General features: G+C 34.3%; 15 protein-coding genes. 2 read left to right on the top strand and 13 right to left on the bottom strand.

Annotated features, from left to right (window positions below):
* The first annotated feature begins 3 nt into the window (after positions 1-3).
* On the top strand, positions 4-957 hold the full coding sequence (locus tag ACSULM_RS01975) for a diacylglycerol/lipid kinase family protein (RefSeq protein ID WP_436860105.1): 954 nt from the start codon (positions 4-6) through the stop codon (positions 955-957).
* A gap of 51 nt (positions 958-1,008) precedes the next feature.
* On the opposite strand, the gene ACSULM_RS01970 is transcribed toward ACSULM_RS01975, so the two are convergent.
* From ACSULM_RS01970 to ACSULM_RS01945, 6 genes are all read right to left on the bottom strand, one after another.
* Positions 1,009-1,557 carry a 5' nucleotidase, NT5C type gene (locus ACSULM_RS01970; RefSeq protein WP_436860104.1) on the bottom strand — a complete coding sequence of 183 codons (549 nt, stop codon included), beginning with the start codon at positions 1,555-1,557 and terminating at the stop codon, positions 1,009-1,011.
* A 132-nt stretch (positions 1,558-1,689) separates the two neighbouring features.
* Entirely contained in the window at positions 1,690-2,745 is a 1,056-nt protein-coding gene (hisC, locus tag ACSULM_RS01965; RefSeq protein WP_436860102.1) for a histidinol-phosphate transaminase, read from the bottom strand.
* Between the two features lie 182 nt (positions 2,746-2,927).
* Positions 2,928-4,442 carry an ABC transporter permease/substrate-binding protein gene (locus ACSULM_RS01960; RefSeq protein WP_436860101.1) on the bottom strand — a complete coding sequence of 505 codons (1,515 nt, stop codon included), beginning with the start codon at positions 4,440-4,442 and terminating at the stop codon, positions 2,928-2,930.
* On the bottom strand, positions 4,439-5,404 hold the full coding sequence (locus ACSULM_RS01955; RefSeq protein ID WP_436860100.1) for an ABC transporter ATP-binding protein: 966 nt from the start codon (positions 5,402-5,404) through the stop codon (positions 4,439-4,441). The genes ACSULM_RS01960 and ACSULM_RS01955 overlap by 4 nt, the downstream gene beginning before the upstream one ends.
* Positions 5,405-5,721: 317 nt before the next feature.
* A complete protein-coding gene (gene recQ / locus ACSULM_RS01950) occupies positions 5,722-7,500 on the bottom strand; it encodes a DNA helicase RecQ (protein WP_436860099.1) in 1,779 nt (592 codons plus the stop codon).
* A 13-nt stretch (positions 7,501-7,513) separates the two neighbouring features.
* Entirely contained in the window at positions 7,514-9,394 is a 1,881-nt protein-coding gene (locus tag ACSULM_RS01945; RefSeq protein WP_436860098.1) for an ABC-F family ATP-binding cassette domain-containing protein, read from the bottom strand.
* A gap of 112 nt (positions 9,395-9,506) precedes the next feature.
* Here ACSULM_RS01945 and ACSULM_RS01940 point away from each other — a divergent pair, with 112 nt between their 5' ends.
* Positions 9,507-10,325 carry a ZIP family metal transporter gene (locus tag ACSULM_RS01940; protein WP_436855068.1) on the top strand — a complete coding sequence of 273 codons (819 nt, stop codon included), beginning with the start codon at positions 9,507-9,509 and terminating at the stop codon, positions 10,323-10,325.
* Between the two features lie 240 nt (positions 10,326-10,565).
* Here ACSULM_RS01940 and ltaS read toward each other — a convergent pair whose 3' ends face one another.
* The 7 genes from ltaS to ACSULM_RS01905 all read right to left on the bottom strand — a co-directional run bounded on the left by ltaS (position 10,566) and on the right by ACSULM_RS01905 (position 17,536).
* Positions 10,566-12,506 (bottom strand): polyglycerol-phosphate lipoteichoic acid synthase LtaS, encoded by a 1,941-nt coding sequence (gene ltaS / locus ACSULM_RS01935; protein ID WP_436860096.1) that lies wholly within the window; start codon positions 12,504-12,506, stop codon positions 10,566-10,568.
* Positions 12,507-12,510: 4 nt separating this feature from the next.
* Positions 12,511-12,651 carry a hypothetical protein gene (locus tag ACSULM_RS01930; RefSeq protein ID WP_436860095.1) on the bottom strand — a complete coding sequence of 47 codons (141 nt, stop codon included), beginning with the start codon at positions 12,649-12,651 and terminating at the stop codon, positions 12,511-12,513.
* Between the two features lie 510 nt (positions 12,652-13,161).
* Positions 13,162-14,166 (bottom strand): biotin-dependent carboxyltransferase family protein, encoded by a 1,005-nt coding sequence (locus ACSULM_RS01925; protein ID WP_436855064.1) that lies wholly within the window; start codon positions 14,164-14,166, stop codon positions 13,162-13,164.
* The gene (locus ACSULM_RS01920; protein WP_436860094.1) at positions 14,154-14,861 is read right to left on the bottom strand and encodes an allophanate hydrolase subunit 1; all 708 of its coding nucleotides are present in this window, start codon (positions 14,859-14,861) and stop codon (positions 14,154-14,156) included. Before ACSULM_RS01920 ends, ACSULM_RS01925 begins: the two co-directional genes overlap by 13 nt.
* A 347-nt stretch (positions 14,862-15,208) precedes the next feature.
* Positions 15,209-15,817 (bottom strand): aminotransferase class IV, encoded by a 609-nt coding sequence (locus ACSULM_RS01915; RefSeq protein ID WP_436860093.1) that lies wholly within the window; start codon positions 15,815-15,817, stop codon positions 15,209-15,211.
* Positions 15,817-16,959: an aminodeoxychorismate synthase component I gene (pabB, locus tag ACSULM_RS01910; RefSeq protein WP_436860092.1), complete on the bottom strand. Its 1,143-nt coding sequence runs from the start codon at positions 16,957-16,959 to the stop codon at positions 15,817-15,819. Before pabB ends, ACSULM_RS01915 begins: the two co-directional genes overlap by 1 nt.
* On the bottom strand, positions 16,943-17,536 hold the full coding sequence (locus ACSULM_RS01905) for an anthranilate synthase component II (protein WP_436860091.1): 594 nt from the start codon (positions 17,534-17,536) through the stop codon (positions 16,943-16,945). The genes pabB and ACSULM_RS01905 overlap by 17 nt, the downstream gene beginning before the upstream one ends.
* Between the last annotated feature and the right edge of the window lie 175 nt (positions 17,537-17,711).

Raw genomic sequence — 17,711 nt, 5'->3', positions numbered from 1 at the left:
AGAATGACGAATAAAAAATATAATCATGGCGTATTATTTTACCATGAACACACAGGTATTAAAGATATATACCGAGGTTTAGGAGATGTTGCGACCTCTTTAACAACTTTCTGCAAACATTTATCGATACAGTTAAGTGAGAATGAAGGTGACATCATTGCATTTTGTCAAAAAATAAAAGATCAAAGTTATAGTGATGATGTTGACATTGTCTTCATTCTAGGTGGCGATGGTACGGTTAATGAATTAATCAATGGCGTAATGGAAAGTGAATTAGACGTACCAATTGGCATTATTCCGGGCGGTACTTTTAATGATTTCACAAAAACGTTGAACCTTAATCCACGTCATAAAATTGCGAGCCAACAATTAATCTCGGCAGAATTAAAATCCTATGACGTGATGAAAGTAAATGGCCAGTACGCCTTGAATTTTGTCGGTCTTGGACTAATTGTTCAAAATGCAGAAAATGTCCAAAATGGTAACAAGGATGTCTTCGGTAAACTTAGTTATGTTGGTTCAACCGTTAAGACATTATTAAATCCTGAGCATTTTGATTATAAAATCACCACCGATGACCAAACCGTGGAAGGCAATACCTCAATGTTAGCTGTTGCAAACGGCCCTTTTATCGGTGGAAGTCGTATACCATTAACTGACCTTTCTCCGAATGATGGATACTTAAACACATTTGTATTTACTGAAGAACGTACAAGTGTCTTAAATGACATTTTCAAACAAAGAGATAGTATGAATTGGAATAACATGACAGATGGCATCAAACATTTGTTATCTAAGCATATTACTATCGAAACAGAACCACAAATGAAAGTTGATATAGATGGTGAAATTGCGTTACAAACACCACTTAATATTGAGATCATTCCTAATGCGATTCGCATCTTAACATTGCCAGACAATGATGCGGCAGAACAAATTGAATCTGAAAATCCCTAAAAACATAAAAAGTGAGCACTCAACGTTAGAGTGCTCACTTTTTATGTCTATTTAAATTTGATATTCACTATCTCCCAAGAAATAGTGTTCTACATCTTTCCAATTATTCACACGTATAAATCGGTCATCATTAATATTATGTGTTGCTGTATACATAATTGGTGTGCCTGTAAAAATACTTAATTGTCTTGGATTATCATCAATTAAATAGTCCGCCTTCACAATATTTTTACGTCCACAAAAGACGAATTGCTGTGGATCTAAAAATGGGAAATATTCTCTTAACCAAGCATATTTATCGTGAAACGAAGTAGGTACGTCCATAGCTGCAGTAGCGATATATACATCATAATGCTCTGTCAGTTTTTTCACTACAGATTGTGCATCTGCCATTACTTCCAATTTCTTGAAAAATCCTGGTTCACGCAAAATTTCCGTCAATAAACCATCATGTTCAGGCATTGCATGGCGTAATTTTTTACCATCTAACATATCAATGGTAATACCTAAATCTGTACGCTTATTTACATCTTCAATCAAAGCGCCTACTGTGTCAGCCAATACTTCATCCATGTCAATCGCTATCGATTTTCTAGTCATGTACTACACTTCTCCCTTTAACTTCATAATCATTAACAAATTAAGTATAGCAAATATTTTTCAGTGAAATCAAAGTTGCACATAGTTACAATATCAATAATGCTTTTCCATAAAATAATATTGCAAGCCAACTTAAAATTCAAATGTTTCCAACACTTCCCTCATGGCAGCGTTTTGTTCCGGGAAGCCAATTGTAATACGAACACCATTTGGAAACGGTCGAGTTATGCACCCTACTTTTAATAACGCTTCATATAATGCTTGTGGTTTATCCGTATTAACAAAAACAAAGTTCGTTTGACTTGGATAAAAATGTTCACTTTGCGCTAACTCAAAGAATTTTTCTCTTTCTTCAGCATTACGTGTGCGAATAGAAGATAAGTATGCTTGATCTTCGAACGCTGCTAATGCCGCATATTCTGACAAACGTCCCACGTTAAATGGTGGACGTATAATATTATATTTTTCAATTGCTTCTTTCGGAGCAATAACATAACCAATACGCATACCTGCAAGTCCATATGCCTTAGAAAACGTACGTAAAAGGAAGGCATTGGCATATTGTTGTTGTAAAGCAAGCGTATCTGGAAAATCATCCGCTGTTACAAATTCCACGTAAGCTTCATCAATGATGACTGGTACGTGACTAGGTACGCGTTCTAAGAAATTACTTAACACTTCATGTGTAAAATAAGTACCCGTAGGATTATTAGGATTACATAACCATACTAGTTTGGTGTCATCATCAATTTCATTTAAAATACCTTCTAAATCAAATCCTCCATTTTGCAATGGCACTTGAACAACATTTGCCGATTCGACGATTGCATTATGATAATACTGCCCAAAAGTCATTTCACTTGTCACAATTTTATCACCTGGCGTAAGCACTGCACGGGAAATCATTAAAATCACTTCATCTAAACCAGCACCAAATAATATACGCGCTGGATCAACATTAAGTTGCTTACTGATTGCTTCTTTGATTGATGGAGAACCTGTTTCAGGATAGTATTGTAGTTCATCTAAGTGCGCTTGAATTGCTTCGTTAACTTTTGGAGACGGGCCATATAAATTTTCATTGGAAGCTAATTTATGTAACTCACCTTCAATACCGTAGCTTTCTTTTAATGCGCGTGGCGATAATCCTGGTTCATAAGCTGAGAGTTGTTCAATTTGTTTTTTCATTGTTGCATCGGTCCTCCTTAAATTTGCAGAAATTTCAAAACTTATCCACTATTATAAACCTATTTTCTAATTGAAATCAATGTATCCATACGGTTTATTTATGCTTAAAATTAAAAATATGAGTTCAAATAAAATGATCACATATCAGATATGACATTTTTGAACTCATATTTTAATTATTTTTATTTAATAAGATGATGTTTTTCTAAATATTCTTTCGCAACTTGATATGGGTCTTCTTTTTTAACCGTTACTTTATAGTTCATTTGTTGCATATCTTCATCTGAAATTTTACCTGCTAAACGATTTAATGGTTTCTTAATTTCAGGATGTTCTTTAAGATACGATTCTTTAAACATTGGTGCGCCTTGATATGGTGGAAATACATGTTTGTCATCTTTTAATACAACCATATCATACTGTTTTAATTCGGCATCTGTAGAATAGGCATCGATTAAATTAATGTCGCCATTTTCAACGGCTTGATAACGTAACTTAGGCTCCATTGTCTTAACGTTGCCTAAATCAAGTCCATATGCTTTTTTGACTGCAGGATAACCGTCACCACGATCATTAAACTCTAATGTAAATCCAGGTTTAATCTGATCACTAACTTTGTTTAAATCACCAATTGTTTTCAAGTGATGTTTATCTGCAAAATCCTTCTTCACTGCTAAAGCATACGTGTTATTATACTTCATTGGCTGTAACATAGTCATATCATATTTATTTTCTAGACTAGCTTTCGCTTGTTTATAAACTTTATCTTCTTGTTTTGATTTCAAATCTTCTTTCGTCAATTCGCCTAAAACTGTACCGGTAAATTCTAAATAACCATCTATATCATCAGACTTTAAGGCATTGAATAAGAAAGATGTTTTTCCCATACCGTCTTTAACTTCTACGCTATTATCCGTTTCTTGCTCTATTAAAATCTTATACATATTTGTAATAATAGACGGCTCTGAACCTAGTTTACCTGCTAACGTCACCTTATCACCTTTTTGCGCTAACATCGGTCCGATAATTACTAGCAATAATATAATAACAATCGCACCAAGTGAGATAAGTAACTTTTTATAAGATAATTTTTGCATGTAACGTAGCACTAAATCGAATAAAATTGCGAGTAACGCTGCTGGAATAGCACCTATTAAAATAAGTGACGCATCATTGCGATCGATACCTAATAAGATGAGATCACCTAAACCACCTGCACCGATTAATGCAGCTAAAGTTGCCGTACCAATAATAAGTACCATCGCCGTTCGAATACCAGCCATTATCACGGGCATTGCAATTGGTAACTCCACTTTAGTTAAACGACGGCCAGGCTTCATTCCAATACCTTTAGCCGCTTCAACTAATGAGCCATCAACCTCATTAATACCTGTATATGTATTTCTTAAAATTGGTAATAATGCATATACAACAAGTGCAATTACTGCTGGAATCTTGCCAATACCAAATAATGGAATCATCAAACCTAATAACGCAAGTGACGGTATCGTTTGTAGCACTGCTGCAATATTCATTACAATTTCGGCTAATTTACGAGTTTTGGTAAGGTATATGCCCAACGGTACACCTATCAATGCCGCAATGAGTAAAGCTATAAATGATATTTGTATATGTTCAAAAATCGTTGTAATCAGCTGTCCTTTTCGTTCTGATAATGTATGAAAGAGTTCATTCATGCTTGACGCCCTCCTTCGTTCCGTTCTGATAACATTTCAAAGACATCTTGTCGTTTAAGTACATGTTGCGTGCCCGTTGTCGTATTATCGATTATGATCGCTTCATGATTGGCTAATTCGTGGTAAATATCACTTATATATTGACTACTATCGACTATAGGATAGCCTTGTTTAGCCTCTTGTTCATTCAACATGAGTCTCTCAGTTAATTCAGATAACTGTATATCATTTACAGTACGATTTAATTTATCTCCCATAAATTGTTTCACGAATTCATTTTTCGGATTTTTGATAAAACCTTCAGGTGTGTCTATTTGTTCAACATGTCCCTCGTTTAACAAACAAATACGGTCACCTAATTTCATTGCTTCTTGAATATCATGTGTTACAAAGACAATTGTTTTCTTAATTTTTAATTGTAAATCAATCAAATCGTCCTGTAATTTTTCTCGGCTAATAGGATCTAATGCACTAAAGGGCTCATCCATTAATATGACAGGTGGATCAGCGGCAAGTGCACGCACCACACCTACACGTTGCTGTTGACCACCAGATAGTTCAGCAGGCTTCCTATTTTTGTAAACTTCTGGCTCTAAACCCACCATTTCCATTAGTTCATCCACACGTTGATCTATCGACGCATCTGTCCATTTCTTCATTTGTGGTACTTGTGCAATATTCTCCTTAATCGTCATATGTGGGAATAGTGCAATTTGTTGCAATACATAGCCTATATCCCAACGCATTTCATATATCGGATAATCACTAATTGGTTTATTATTAAAATAAATATAACCTTCTGAAAGTGAAATTAAACGATTAATCATTTTTAAAGTTGTAGTCTTTCCACAACCTGAAGGACCAATCAATACAAAAAACTCACCTTCTTTTATATTAAAACTAATTTCGTCAACAGCCTTTTTATCACCGTAACGTTTCACTACATTTTTAAACTCTATCACTTTGTCACCTTCATTTTTATACGCATATGGCTTTAAAATGCACTGCGTTTTTCAATTTATATTCCCTATTGTCTTATATTTCATGTAATTTTCATCAAAAAAATCAAAGCTTTGTATTGTCGGGAATTTTTGTTTTATTTATGCAAAAAGCGAAGTTAACACTAGACAAACTTATATCCATGACATTTGATTGCACACAGAATATAAATAATTGTCAATTTAACTTCGCCTTTATTAAACTAATCCACGTTTCAACAACGCTTACAATTTGTGATAATTATATACATATAACCAATAAAAATAAAATATTTAGCTTTTTAAATTTTTGCCTTATACGTTTGGATCTTCTCTAAAAATTTTGGACAATAATGTTTTAATTTATAGCTACCAACACCATCAATTAAAATCATTTCCTGCTTAGATTCCGGTTTTCTTTTTGCAAATTCTTCTAAAGTAAAATCAGAGAAAATACTCACAGGTGGTATACTCAATGAATCGCTTAATTGCTTACGCACGTCTATTAATTCATCAAAGAGCGCACGATCTACACCTTCAACCGTATTGATATGAACTTTTTCTTTTGTCTTACGTTTGAATGGTGTCGTATAAATTTTGACTTCATTGCTCAATAGTTTTTTAACGGAATTATCGCATATGAGTATTTCATCATGCTCATTTAAGAAGCCTTTGAACCTTAATTCATCTATTAAATGACTTAAATCTGACGTTGTATATTGTTTCATAATGCCATGTGTCGATAATTGATTATAATCACAGTAGCGAATATAATCTGAATCTTCACCTCTAAGCACTTGAATAATAACACTGTAGCTTTCTTGTTGTTTCATACGTGCGATACAACTTACAATCATTTTAGCTTCGTCTGTCATATCATACGTTTTATTCTCCACAACACAATTACTACATTGTTCACATTCTTCCAACTTCTCGTTGGGTTCAAAATAATGAACCAATGTTGCCTCTAAGCATTTTTTGGTTTTGGTATAAAGCATCATTTTATTCAGTTTTTCGCCCATTTTATCTTTGTAATCTTCATCCGCTTTAGATGAAGAAATAAAGTATTGATGCAAACCAATATCTCGTTCACTGAACAATAAAATGCAATCACTTTTCAAACCGTCACGACCCGCACGACCCGCTTCTTGGTAATAAGATTCTAAATCGCCTGGCATATTATAATGAATGACAAACCTCACATTCGATTTATCAATCCCCATACCAAACGCATTTGTAGCTACTACAACACGCACTCGATCATATACAAAGTCATTTTGTGCTGCTTCACGCTCTTTATTTGATAACCCAGCATGATAAATTGTACTATCAATGTCATTACTTTCTAGAGCTTCATGAAGTTCTTCGACTTGTTTACGTGTCGAACAATAGATAATACCTGCTGCATTTTTGTGCGTCTTCACGTATTCCATCACAAATTTCTGTCGTTGATATGTTGGATTAACTTGAAATACAAGGTTACGTCTTTTTGTACTTGTTTTAATTTCATCATTTTTATCAATATTCAATCGTTCCATGATGTCTTTTTGAACTTCTATCGTTGCCGTTGCTGTCAATGCAACAATTGTAAAATCTTGCGGCAATGCAAAAACTTTATGAATAACATCTTGGTAACTTGGTCTAAAATCGTGACCCCATTTTGAAATACAGTGCGCCTCATCAAAGGCAATAAGGTGAATCTTTAACTGCTGTAATAATCTTATGAAATACGAATTATCAAAGCGTTCTGGTGCCACATATAGAAATTGAATTTCACCTTTTCTCAGTTGTCCTTCAATTTCCTTTTGTTGTTTTTGCGTTAAACTACTATTTAAATATGCTGCGCGAATACCCATGGCCTTTAATTGATCAACTTGGTCTTTCATCAATGAAATTAACGGACTGATGACAATTGTTGTGCCACCCATCATTAATCCCGGTACCTGATAACAAATTGACTTACCCCCACCAGTAGGTAATACCCCTAGCACATTTTGATGATTCAATACTTTTGTTATGATTTCTTTCTGGCCTGGACGATATGTGTCATAGCCAAAATAATGCGATAAAGTTGACTCCATATTATAAAATCCCTCATTGTTCTTTTTGTTCTTCAAGTTCGCTCCATCTTGCAATATCATCTTCGTATATCGCATTCAAATGGCGTTGTTCTTCGCTCAATTCTTTAATTTTTGCATAATCTGAACTCGCCGCAACCATCTCTGCTTCGATTTCTTCTAGACGCAGTTCAGTTGTATCTATACGTTCAACAATCATCTCATACTCTTTTTGCTCTTTATAAGACAATCCTTTTTTCTTTTTCTTCTCTACAGGTTGCTTAACTTTAGTTTGTTGTTTCTGTTGTTCTTTTAATTGATCTTGTTCTTTTTTATATGCTTCATAATCTTCAAACGTACCCACAATACGTTCCATTTGACCATCATGGATATACCAATAAGATTGTGCTACTTTGTTTAAAAAATACCTATCATGACTTACGGTAATGACCGCTCCACCAAATGTATCTACATAATCCTCTAATATTGTGAGCGTTTCTGTGTCTAAGTCATTCGTTGGCTCGTCTAATAACAGCACATTAGGTTGATGAACTAATAATTTTAATAAATATAAACGCTTTTGTTCGCCACCAGATAATTTGTATATTTTCTTTCCATGTGTTGAACTAGGAAATAAAAAGCGTTCAAGTAGTTGCGTAATGGAAACGGCAGTTCCATCTTTTTCTTTAGCAACTTCACTTTCTTCTCTTAAGTAATCTATCATTCTAATATCACGGTCTAGTCGTTCTTCAGTTTGTTTAAAATAAGCTACCTTTACTGTTTGACCGATTTTCAAATCACCTTCATAGTCCTTATCTTCACCACTTAAGATATTTAATAACGTCGTTTTACCCGCACCATTCGGACCAACGATACCAATCTGTTCACCACTTTGAATAATTTGTGTTATATCTTCAAAAAGTGTTTTACCATTGATACGTTTTGTGAGATGTTCCAATTCATATACTTGTTTGCCAAGTCTTGAATATGCCAAATTTAGAGATGCCTTATCTTGTTGATGTTGATTTTTAACATCTTGTTCAAGATCTTCAAACCTGTTTTTACGTGCTTGTTGTTTCGTTGTACGCGCTTTAACGCCGGCTCTCATCCATGCTAATTCTTTTTTATATAGCGATTGCTGTTTGGCCTGTTGTTTCTGCTCTATAACTTCATTTTCGGCACGTTGTGCGATATAGTCTTCATAATTACCTGGATATGTCGTCAACTTGCCTCGATCTAATTCTAAAATGCGTGAAGAAACTTCATTTAAAAAGTAGCGATCATGTGTGATGAATAATACAGTGTGTGGATATTGTTTCACATAGTTAATAAGCCAGTGTATCGATTCAAAGTCTAAATGGTTGGTCGGTTCATCAAGTAATAATAAATCAGGTTGTTCAATGAGTGTCTTAGCTAATCCAACTCTCTTTTGTTGTCCACCTGACAGTTCACGTACGCGTTTCGTCGTATCATAAATACCTAATTTAGACAAAATCGTTTTAATCTCAGCACTATAATCCCAAGCTTGATGTGTATCCATGGCTTCTTGTGCTTGCATCATTTTTTGGAAATCTTCTTCGCGTTGAGTCTCCGTATATTGATTCAATGCAGCTTCATATGTACGTATAATTTGTAACGTTTTCGTTTCCGAAGTCAATACCGCTTCAAACACTGTCATATCGTTATCAAATGTTTGTTTCTGTGAGGAATAACGAATGCGATATGCGTTAGGATGTGATACTTCTGCATCAAAGTCTTCATCCAAACCTGCAATTACTTTCAATAACGTACTTTTTCCTGTTCCATTTATACCAACAAGTCCTATTTTTTCACCCTCAGAAATAGACAATTGCAAATCATCAAAAATGATTTTATCGGCATATGATTTATGTAAATGTTCAATTTTGTATGCTTCCATTGTCCAACATCCTTTTTAATATCGAAAATTATAATTATTTCTGTTAAACTTAATTTCAGTTCTATATATTATACACCTTTTTGAACTCAAATGATACAAAGGAGCAAAGCTTATGTCAGAAATTTTCCAAGACTTACCTCCTTATATCCAAGCATTAATCGCAGGTATCATCACATGGCTACTGACTGCATTAGGTGCAGCTTCTGTATTTGTTTTTAAACGCGTCAATGACAAAATATTAAATTCAATGCAAGGCTTTGCAGCGGGAATTATGATTGCTGCCAGTTTTTGGTCACTGTTACAACCAGCTATCGATTATGGCGAAGGCTCTGCCTTTCCATGGTTACCTGCAGCTATCGGTTTTCTATTGGGTGGTTTTTTTATTCGTGCATTAGATTTAGTCATACCACACATACACCCTAACACCCAAGATAAGAACCAATACCATGAAGGTGTAGGCACAAAAAAACTCAATAAAAATACACTACTTGTTTTAGCAATTACATTGCATAATATTCCAGAAGGTTTATCTATTGGTGTCGCTTTCGGAGGCATTGTTGCAGGTAACGGCCAAGCAACATTTTTAGGTGCACTTGGATTAGCGATTGGTATCGGTATCCAAAATATTCCAGAAGGTGCAGCATTATCTATGCCTATTAGAGCAGCCGGTGCATCAAGATGGAAAGCATTTAATTATGGTCAGGCTTCAGCAATTGTTGAACCTATCTTTGCAACGATTGGCGCTGCGGCTGTCCTAGTTATTACACCTATGTTGCCTTATGCGCTCGCATTTGCAGCTGGGGCAATGATTTTTGTTGTTGTGGAAGAACTTATTCCTGATTCACAAGCAAGTAATAATACTGATTTGGCAACGTTAAGTTTAATGATTGGTTTCACTATCATGATGATACTCGATGTTGCACTTGGATAAAGGTTCCATTTTATTTTAACACTGAAACTGAGACAAAAATATTTGTCTCAGTTTTTTTCAATTAGATAGTAGATAACAAATTAAAATATTTGATTTTAACTAGTCTTTTGCCAATCCCTGTCCTAGCCCTTGCTTAATAAAGGCTAGGAGCAACGAACTCCTTACAAAAAAGTTAGGTTTCTGTCCTACTTCCATAAAAAAAGTGTTAACGAGCGATATCGCTCGTTAACACTTTTTTAATTATTTTTTCTCTTGTCCTTTTGGACCTGGTTTATATTCATAGTTAGATGGTTTAATTTTCTTGAAGTCAGGGTTGTCATAGAATCTTAACAAGTCACCATTAAGCACATCGTCACTCATTTGCAAGTCTTTTTCAGACTGTTGTTTACGTTTATCGAAGTCTTTAGGTTTCTCTGTCATAGGTTCATTATTCTTATTATCATAAATTCTACCATTTACGTATTTATAATCTTTTGTAACAAAGTCACCATTTCTAAATGGTACTGTATCATTATGATCTTTAGATAATAAGTCTGTACCCATCATCAAGTAGTTCTTCGTATCGATACCTAATAAGTGTAACATTGTAGGCATTACATCTGCTTGACCCGCATATGTTTTATCTACAGTACCTTCCTTACCAGGAATCTTCAACCAGAAACCAGTACGGTTTAAATCATTAAATTTAGCTGGTGTAATATCTTCACCTAATAATTTTTCCATTGCTTTATTATGATTTTCTGAAATACCATAGTGGTCACCATAGATCATAATAACTGAATCATCATACAATCCTTTTTTCTTCAACTCGTTAACAAATTCTTCTAACGATTCATCTAAGTATCTAGCTGTTTGAATATAACCATCAACTGTTGAATCACCAGTATTTGGTTTTTCAATTGATGCATCTTCTGCAGATACTGTAAATGGATAATGGTTAGTCAACGTGATTAAGTGATTGTAGAAAGGTTGTTTCTCTTTAGCCAAGTAATCCGCGGACTCTTTAAAGAATTCTTTATCTTTAAGACCCAAGTTCTCAATATTTTCTTCTGACATATCATAGTACGTTGCGTCATAGAACTTATCTATGCCGAAGTGTTTGTATACTTGATCACGGTTCCAGAATGTTTTGTAATCACCATGCATAACACTAGATGTATAACCTTGTTTCTGATCTAGGATTGCTGGTAATGATTGATAAGTGTTATCCCCTTTTAGAGAATATGCAGACCCTTGTGGTAAACCGAATAAACTGTTGTCCATTGTAAACTCTGAATCTGACGTCTTACCTTGTCCCGTTTGATGATAGAAGTTTGGATAATATCTATATCCTTCTTTACCTGTAGAAAGTTTATTCAAGAATGGTGTTACTTCTTTACCATTCACTTTCTTATCAATTAAAAATGTTTGGAAACTTTCCAAGTGAATTTTAATAATATTTTTCTTTTTCGCTGCGCCGAAGTATTCTTTATTCGGTTCAGTATTTTTTTGTTTTGTATAGTTTAATACTTTCGTTAAATCATCTTCATTTGCCAATGCTTTTTGTTGGTTGTTCTGAATCGTTTTAACACCATCATAAACTGTAAAGTTAAATGGTCCCAAATATTTAACTAAGTATTTATGGTCAAATGTACGCGTCAATAATTCTGGACGATCAGATTCTGCAAACGCTAAGTTTAAGAAGAATAATGCTACTGATGCTGCCATTACGACAGGTACAAATTTTTTGCTAAATACGCGCTTATCAATCCAATTTTGTTTAAAAATTAATACAAATAAGTAGATAATTGTATCAATAAAATATACAAAGTCGTACCATTTAAACGATGCAGTCACTGCGCCGCCCATAGATTCCACATTGCCGACTTGATTTAACGTGCTGAATGTTAAAAAGTCAGAAAAGAATCTAAAATATACGACGTTGGCATATAGTAAGAATGTTAATAAGAATCCACCAATGAAGATGAACCAGAACGCTTTCTTACCTTTAAAAAATAAAAATATACTCAGTACTAATGCAATTAAGCTGTATGGATTCATTAATAAGATTAAGTTCTGAACTAATCCCTTAACACCCAAAGAAAAATCAACATAGTATGAAAAATACGTCTTTAATGTGACAGTGAGCACTGTCAAAATAAAAAACGCAAAAAGAGTCAGTTTCTTTTTGTGTAAACTCATGTTCTTATCCCCCGATATAGATTAGTATAGGTTGTTTCGTTGTCCAACCTTCGTGCAATGGCAAGTTACGTGTAATTGTTGTTAAATTCTCACGATGCTTTCTGTCGTTTCTAGTCTTATAGTCATGCTTTAATTTAATATTCATTAAAATCTCGTTCATATGTAGATTTAAATTTATATGTGTTAAGCATTAGTTCGATTTTTTCATTAGTTATCGTTTCATTGTGTAAGTTTTTCTAAATATAAATGTTATATCTAGCTAAAATTTTAAATGTTTTGTTTACATATTAACTGAAGTTAATATCGAATTTACAAACAGTATAAGTTTGTAACACTTTCGTAACAAAACGCACATAGTTCAATTAATAAATATAAAGCAAACGAAGTGAAATATCAAGTAAAAACACACTTTTTCACACATTAATTTCCTTCATTAACACTATGTTAACGCCTTATTAACGTACGATGAACCTACCATTAACTAAATAATACGCTTTTAAATTATACGTTAAAAATCGAACATGATAATCGGGCTTGGGTCGTATAGATTTCATTTAGCTAATTTCCATATATACAGTCATAATAAAAAACTGTAATCCTTCATTTACATTAATGAAAGACTACAGTTTTAGTTCTACTTAAAATTCGATTGGCATTACTTCAACATTTCTAATTGCATACGATATTCAATACCATGGAACAGTTGATTCAACCAATTTGTGTATTTAATGAGATTCTTCTCTGCACTTTCCACATCAATGAATTGAAACTTCAATTTAGTTCCTTGGTGTTTCTGACCTAATTTCGTTAAATGATAACTCGCGATTGTACCAATTTGCGGATAACTCCCTAAAGTATAATGATCATTTAATAATATGATTGGCGTGCCATCTCTTTTTACTTGAATCGTACCAATTTGCACTGATTGATGCGCAGGCATATCTTCGTAAAATGCTTTCACAGGCTTACCTTCAACATACATACCAACTCTATTCGCTTTGCTAGTCACTTTATATTCTCCTGAAGTAAAACGACTCAACGCTTTTTGCTCAAAATCTTCAGTACCTTTATTTTTAATTACATGAAATACATCCGACATGTAGTTAAAAGAAAGCGCATAGCCATCGATGCCCCAATCTGTTTGATGGGTCTCTTCTAGATTTTCAAATAGTTTGTGGTGTCGTTCAGTATAATCACGTTTCATGTTGATTTCATCGCCTTTTTTTAATTTACGACCATGAAACCCACCAATTTTAACTTTGAAATCGGTAGAGGTAGAGCCGAGCCATTCTTCTAACTCAAATCCACCGCCTACTGCTAAATAAACTCTAGAGGTGTGCTTTGTTTCAGTAAACTCAAGTACATCACCTTTTTCCATTAAATAAAGTTTATTAGGCAATACATTCATATGTGCCGTTTTCGCTTTAAAACTCCCACCACTCAATGCAATCAAGGTTGGCTCTGTAAAACGAAAACTTGCCATTCTATTTGTCATTTCTAATGTCGCTTCATGTTTATCATTAGCAACTAGTCGATTCGCAATTTCATGAGATAGTGGATCAAGTGCGCCACCAGGAATTACCCCATCATGCTCATAGCCTGTTCTGCCAAAATCTTGAAAACTCGAGAATAAGCCTTCTCCTTCTATTATGATTGACATGGTTTAAAGCCTCCTAAATCCAACTCTTGCTCTGAAACAGCCTTGAATACTACGTTATCCCCAAGCTTTAATTTCGTAAAATCTTCAAATTCTGGCGTAAACAACTTCACTGGGGTATAACCAATGACTAACCAATCACCATATGTATCAGTCGTAGTGATACCTGTCTTTTTACCTTCAATAATAACAGATCCAGCAGGGATAAATGATTTATGCTCACCTGTATGATTCACAAAAAGATGCTTGTCCATACCAGTTAAATACGGGAATCCTGGTGTATAACCCATCATGGATACAAAATATGTTGATTGCGTATGACGTTTTACAAATTTTTCAAAGTTCATTTTATAATGTTTTAACAGTGATGCTAAATCCGGACCATAATCACCGCCATAAACAACTGGAATTTCAACTGGTGCTATCGTTTCTTCTTCATGTTTAATTTCTAGTTGCACCGTTTGCATTAATGCTTTCATATATAAAAATGGTGACTGTATATGATGATGTTTAATCATGTCTCGCGCATCATAGCAAATCATCATATCTGATTCCGTAGGCACGATTTCTGTAATAAATGGATAGTTTTTATCTGCTAAATATTTTTTCAATGCTAATAAATCTTCTGTTAAATCTTTGGAGACCTCTTTTTCTATAGAAACGACGATTGCTTGGTCTCCTTGACTATATATTTTCATAGGTTCACCTCATAAATTGTTACTATCGATAGAATACGTCTAGTGCTTGTGCCAAATAATATACGATTGCTTTCATGAGCAAATAGACAAAAACAAATTGAATTGCGCATGATACGGAAGCGACAAGTCGTGTTATATATACACTTTCTTTTTGAATTAATATGCGCGTCACCCAACGGGTAGTCACAGAAATTATTATGATTATCAATGCCCAAACCAGTATCATCATGTTGCATCACTCACTATTCACAATTTTTCAATATATTTTATTATTCGTAAACTCACATTGCAATCTCTTGTTTCTTTATGTTTGTGTCATGGTACACCATGCTTTTACCTACTATATTCTATAGATAAATTTCTACCTCGGCAACCTCTCTCAAACTATTTATCAGAAAAAGCTGTACCTCTCCACTGATTAATTTGGATTCCAATTCAGTTACATCATAATCTTTTAGCATGAGTTGCCCTTGATCTAACATTGACTGTCTCATGCATCCACGTAAAAAGTCGCCTCGATATATTGGCGTATAATACTGGTTATTTTCTTTAATCATCACGTTACCAATATCAAATTCTAAGATCTTACCATCTTCATTATATAGTAATACAAGATCAGTCTGATGATTGTGTGTTAAATGTGCTCTTTCTGTTGTTTTATTGACAACATAAGATGAATTCACTTGTTGTGCTACTTGTTGTAATTTTGCAGTAAATCGTTGCTTTACAGAAATTGGAGCCACCACAGTATCCATCGAGCCATCTTTATTCAATAACAACTTCACTCTAAAACATCCATTAGTATGTGTCCCTAATACCTTTTCAATGCATTGCACCCACTGTTGCTCATCAAACATAAAACCCAAAGCTTTAGCCGAGCGCATCATTCTTGATTTATGATATGACAATCTGGGGAAAGTACCTTCATCTAATCGTATAGTTTCAAATAACTGCATTATAATCTCTCCAGTATTTTCGTTTTATCAAAAAATTCTTGAACCTCTTGTTCTGGTACAGAATCTATCGTAATGCCAGCACCGACACCATATACCGCCTTTTCATTTATATATTGAATCGTACGGATTGGCACATTAAAAATGGCTTTACCATTTGGGATTAATAATCCTATTGTCCCACAATATGCATATCTTGGTACTTGTTCTAATGCTTGAATATATTTCATTGTATTAATCTTTGGCGCACCTGTAATGGACCCACATGGGAACAGAGCTGCTAATATCTCCGTCAGTCGCGTGGTCTGATTGACGGCACCTGTTACCATGGACGTCATTTGAAAGACTGTTTCGTATGCCTCTATATGAAAGGGTTGATATACTTTGACTGTTCCTGTTTGCGCTATGCGACTCAAATCATTGCGTAATAAATCAACAATCATTACATTCTCCGCTCTATCTTTAGTAGACTGTCGTAATGTCTTAAAGTTTTGCTCGTCTTCTTGTTCAGTTTGACCTCTCCCAATCGTTCCCTTCATCGGTTTACTCAATAGTATGTCGTCTTGCTCTTTAAATGGACCTCGTTGAAAAAATAGTTCTGGTGATAATGATGCAATTTGCACCTCTTCCATATCAATCAAAGCAGTATAAAAACCATGATTCTGTTGCAATAAGCTATAATACAACTCTGCAATTGAATAACGGATATCATCCGTTAATCGCGTAGTATAATTAACCTGATATGTATTACCTTCTACGATAGCCGCTTGTATCGCTCTTATATGTTCTTTAAGTTGCGATGTTTTCACTTGAAAATGAAACCGACATTGATGTTGAGGTCTCTGTGTTAAAGGTGCTGTTATATCCTTGTCTACGTGGTCAAACACATAAGCCGCAGCGTAGACGTTCTTGTGTTCAATTGGAACTGTCGCCATTTCAGGATTAAAATAAGTAGCTGCTTCATACGACAAATATAAGGCAACATATTTACCGTTATGTTGTTGTCGCTCGGCAAACGTCACTACATCCCCCACATCTTGAATACAATATGCCACTTTTTGATTTACACATGCTGTTAAATAATATTGATGGCTTTCATAGGTTGTTTCATCTAAATAATAGCGATAATTAAAGTGTATTGGCATGATACACCTCCATAATATTTAAAAATGATCGAATTTGTTCTAAACCATATTCACTTAAGATAGATTCAGGATGATATTGTACACCATAAATCGGTAAATATTTATGTGATAATCCCATAATAATCCCTTCATCATTGGTTGCAGTGATGTTGAGTACATCAGGAAAATCATCTTGATTTGCTATTAACGAATGATAGCGCATCACATGAAACGTATCAGGTAAACCTTGATAAATACCACTATGGTCATGTTTTATTACTGTTGTATGACCATGTATCGGCTTGACATTTTTTATAATACTCCCACCAAAATAACCAACAATTTGTTGAAAACCTAGGCATATCCCTAAAATAGGAACCTGCTGCGCAAAATTTTCAATCACTTGATTTAACTTAGGGTAATCTTTAGGTGTCCCCGGTCCAGGGGAAATCACAATCGCATGTGGTTCTATTTCGTATATCCGGTCCACATACACATCATCAATATCTATCACTTCGACCTGTTTTGTATAACTCTGTTTGATATAGTCTACGATGTTATAGGTGAACGAATCTTTGTTATCAATTATTAGTATCATTTCGTCGCCTCTTTTTAAATTCTTCATTAGTCTGTTATACTTATTATCACAAATATTAACTTGATTTTACAGTTTAAATATATTATTCTAAATCACGTTGTAAATGAATATAAAGAGGTTCCTAGCTGATACCCTCTATAAAAAACTAGACACCCATGCGACGTCTATCTTTTTT

The organism is Staphylococcus caeli (genome assembly GCF_051413795.1).
GTDB lineage: Bacteria > Bacillota > Bacilli > Staphylococcales > Staphylococcaceae > Staphylococcus > Staphylococcus caeli_A.
This window is presented reverse-complemented; position numbering and strand designations above follow the sequence as displayed.

Excerpts from the sequence above, each read along its gene's own strand:
- ACSULM_RS01975 (WP_436860105.1), top strand. The coding sequence starts at position 4 with ATGACGAATAAAAAATATAATCATGGCGTATTATTTTACCATGAACAC.
- ACSULM_RS01970 (WP_436860104.1), bottom strand. The coding sequence starts at position 1,557 with ATGACTAGAAAATCGATAGCGATTGACATGGATGAAGTATTGGCTGAC.
- hisC (WP_436860102.1), bottom strand. The coding sequence starts at position 2,745 with ATGAAAAAACAAATTGAACAACTCTCAGCTTATGAACCAGGATTATCG.
- ACSULM_RS01960 (WP_436860101.1), bottom strand. The coding sequence starts at position 4,442 with ATGAATGAACTCTTTCATACATTATCAGAACGAAAAGGACAGCTGATT.
- recQ (WP_436860099.1), bottom strand. The coding sequence starts at position 7,500 with ATGGAGTCAACTTTATCGCATTATTTTGGCTATGACACATATCGTCCA.
- ACSULM_RS01945 (WP_436860098.1), bottom strand. The coding sequence starts at position 9,394 with ATGGAAGCATACAAAATTGAACATTTACATAAATCATATGCCGATAAA.
- ACSULM_RS01940 (WP_436855068.1), top strand. The coding sequence starts at position 9,507 with ATGTCAGAAATTTTCCAAGACTTACCTCCTTATATCCAAGCATTAATC.
- ltaS (WP_436860096.1), bottom strand. The coding sequence starts at position 12,506 with ATGAGTTTACACAAAAAGAAACTGACTCTTTTTGCGTTTTTTATTTTG.
- ACSULM_RS01930 (WP_436860095.1), bottom strand. The coding sequence starts at position 12,651 with ATGAATATTAAATTAAAGCATGACTATAAGACTAGAAACGACAGAAAG.
- ACSULM_RS01925 (WP_436855064.1), bottom strand. The coding sequence starts at position 14,166 with ATGTCAATCATAATAGAAGGAGAAGGCTTATTCTCGAGTTTTCAAGAT.
- ACSULM_RS01920 (WP_436860094.1), bottom strand. The coding sequence starts at position 14,861 with ATGAAAATATATAGTCAAGGAGACCAAGCAATCGTCGTTTCTATAGAA.
- ACSULM_RS01915 (WP_436860093.1), bottom strand. The coding sequence starts at position 15,817 with ATGCAGTTATTTGAAACTATACGATTAGATGAAGGTACTTTCCCCAGA.
- pabB (WP_436860092.1), bottom strand. The coding sequence starts at position 16,959 with ATGCCAATACACTTTAATTATCGCTATTATTTAGATGAAACAACCTAT.
- ACSULM_RS01905 (WP_436860091.1), bottom strand. The coding sequence starts at position 17,536 with ATGATACTAATAATTGATAACAAAGATTCGTTCACCTATAACATCGTA.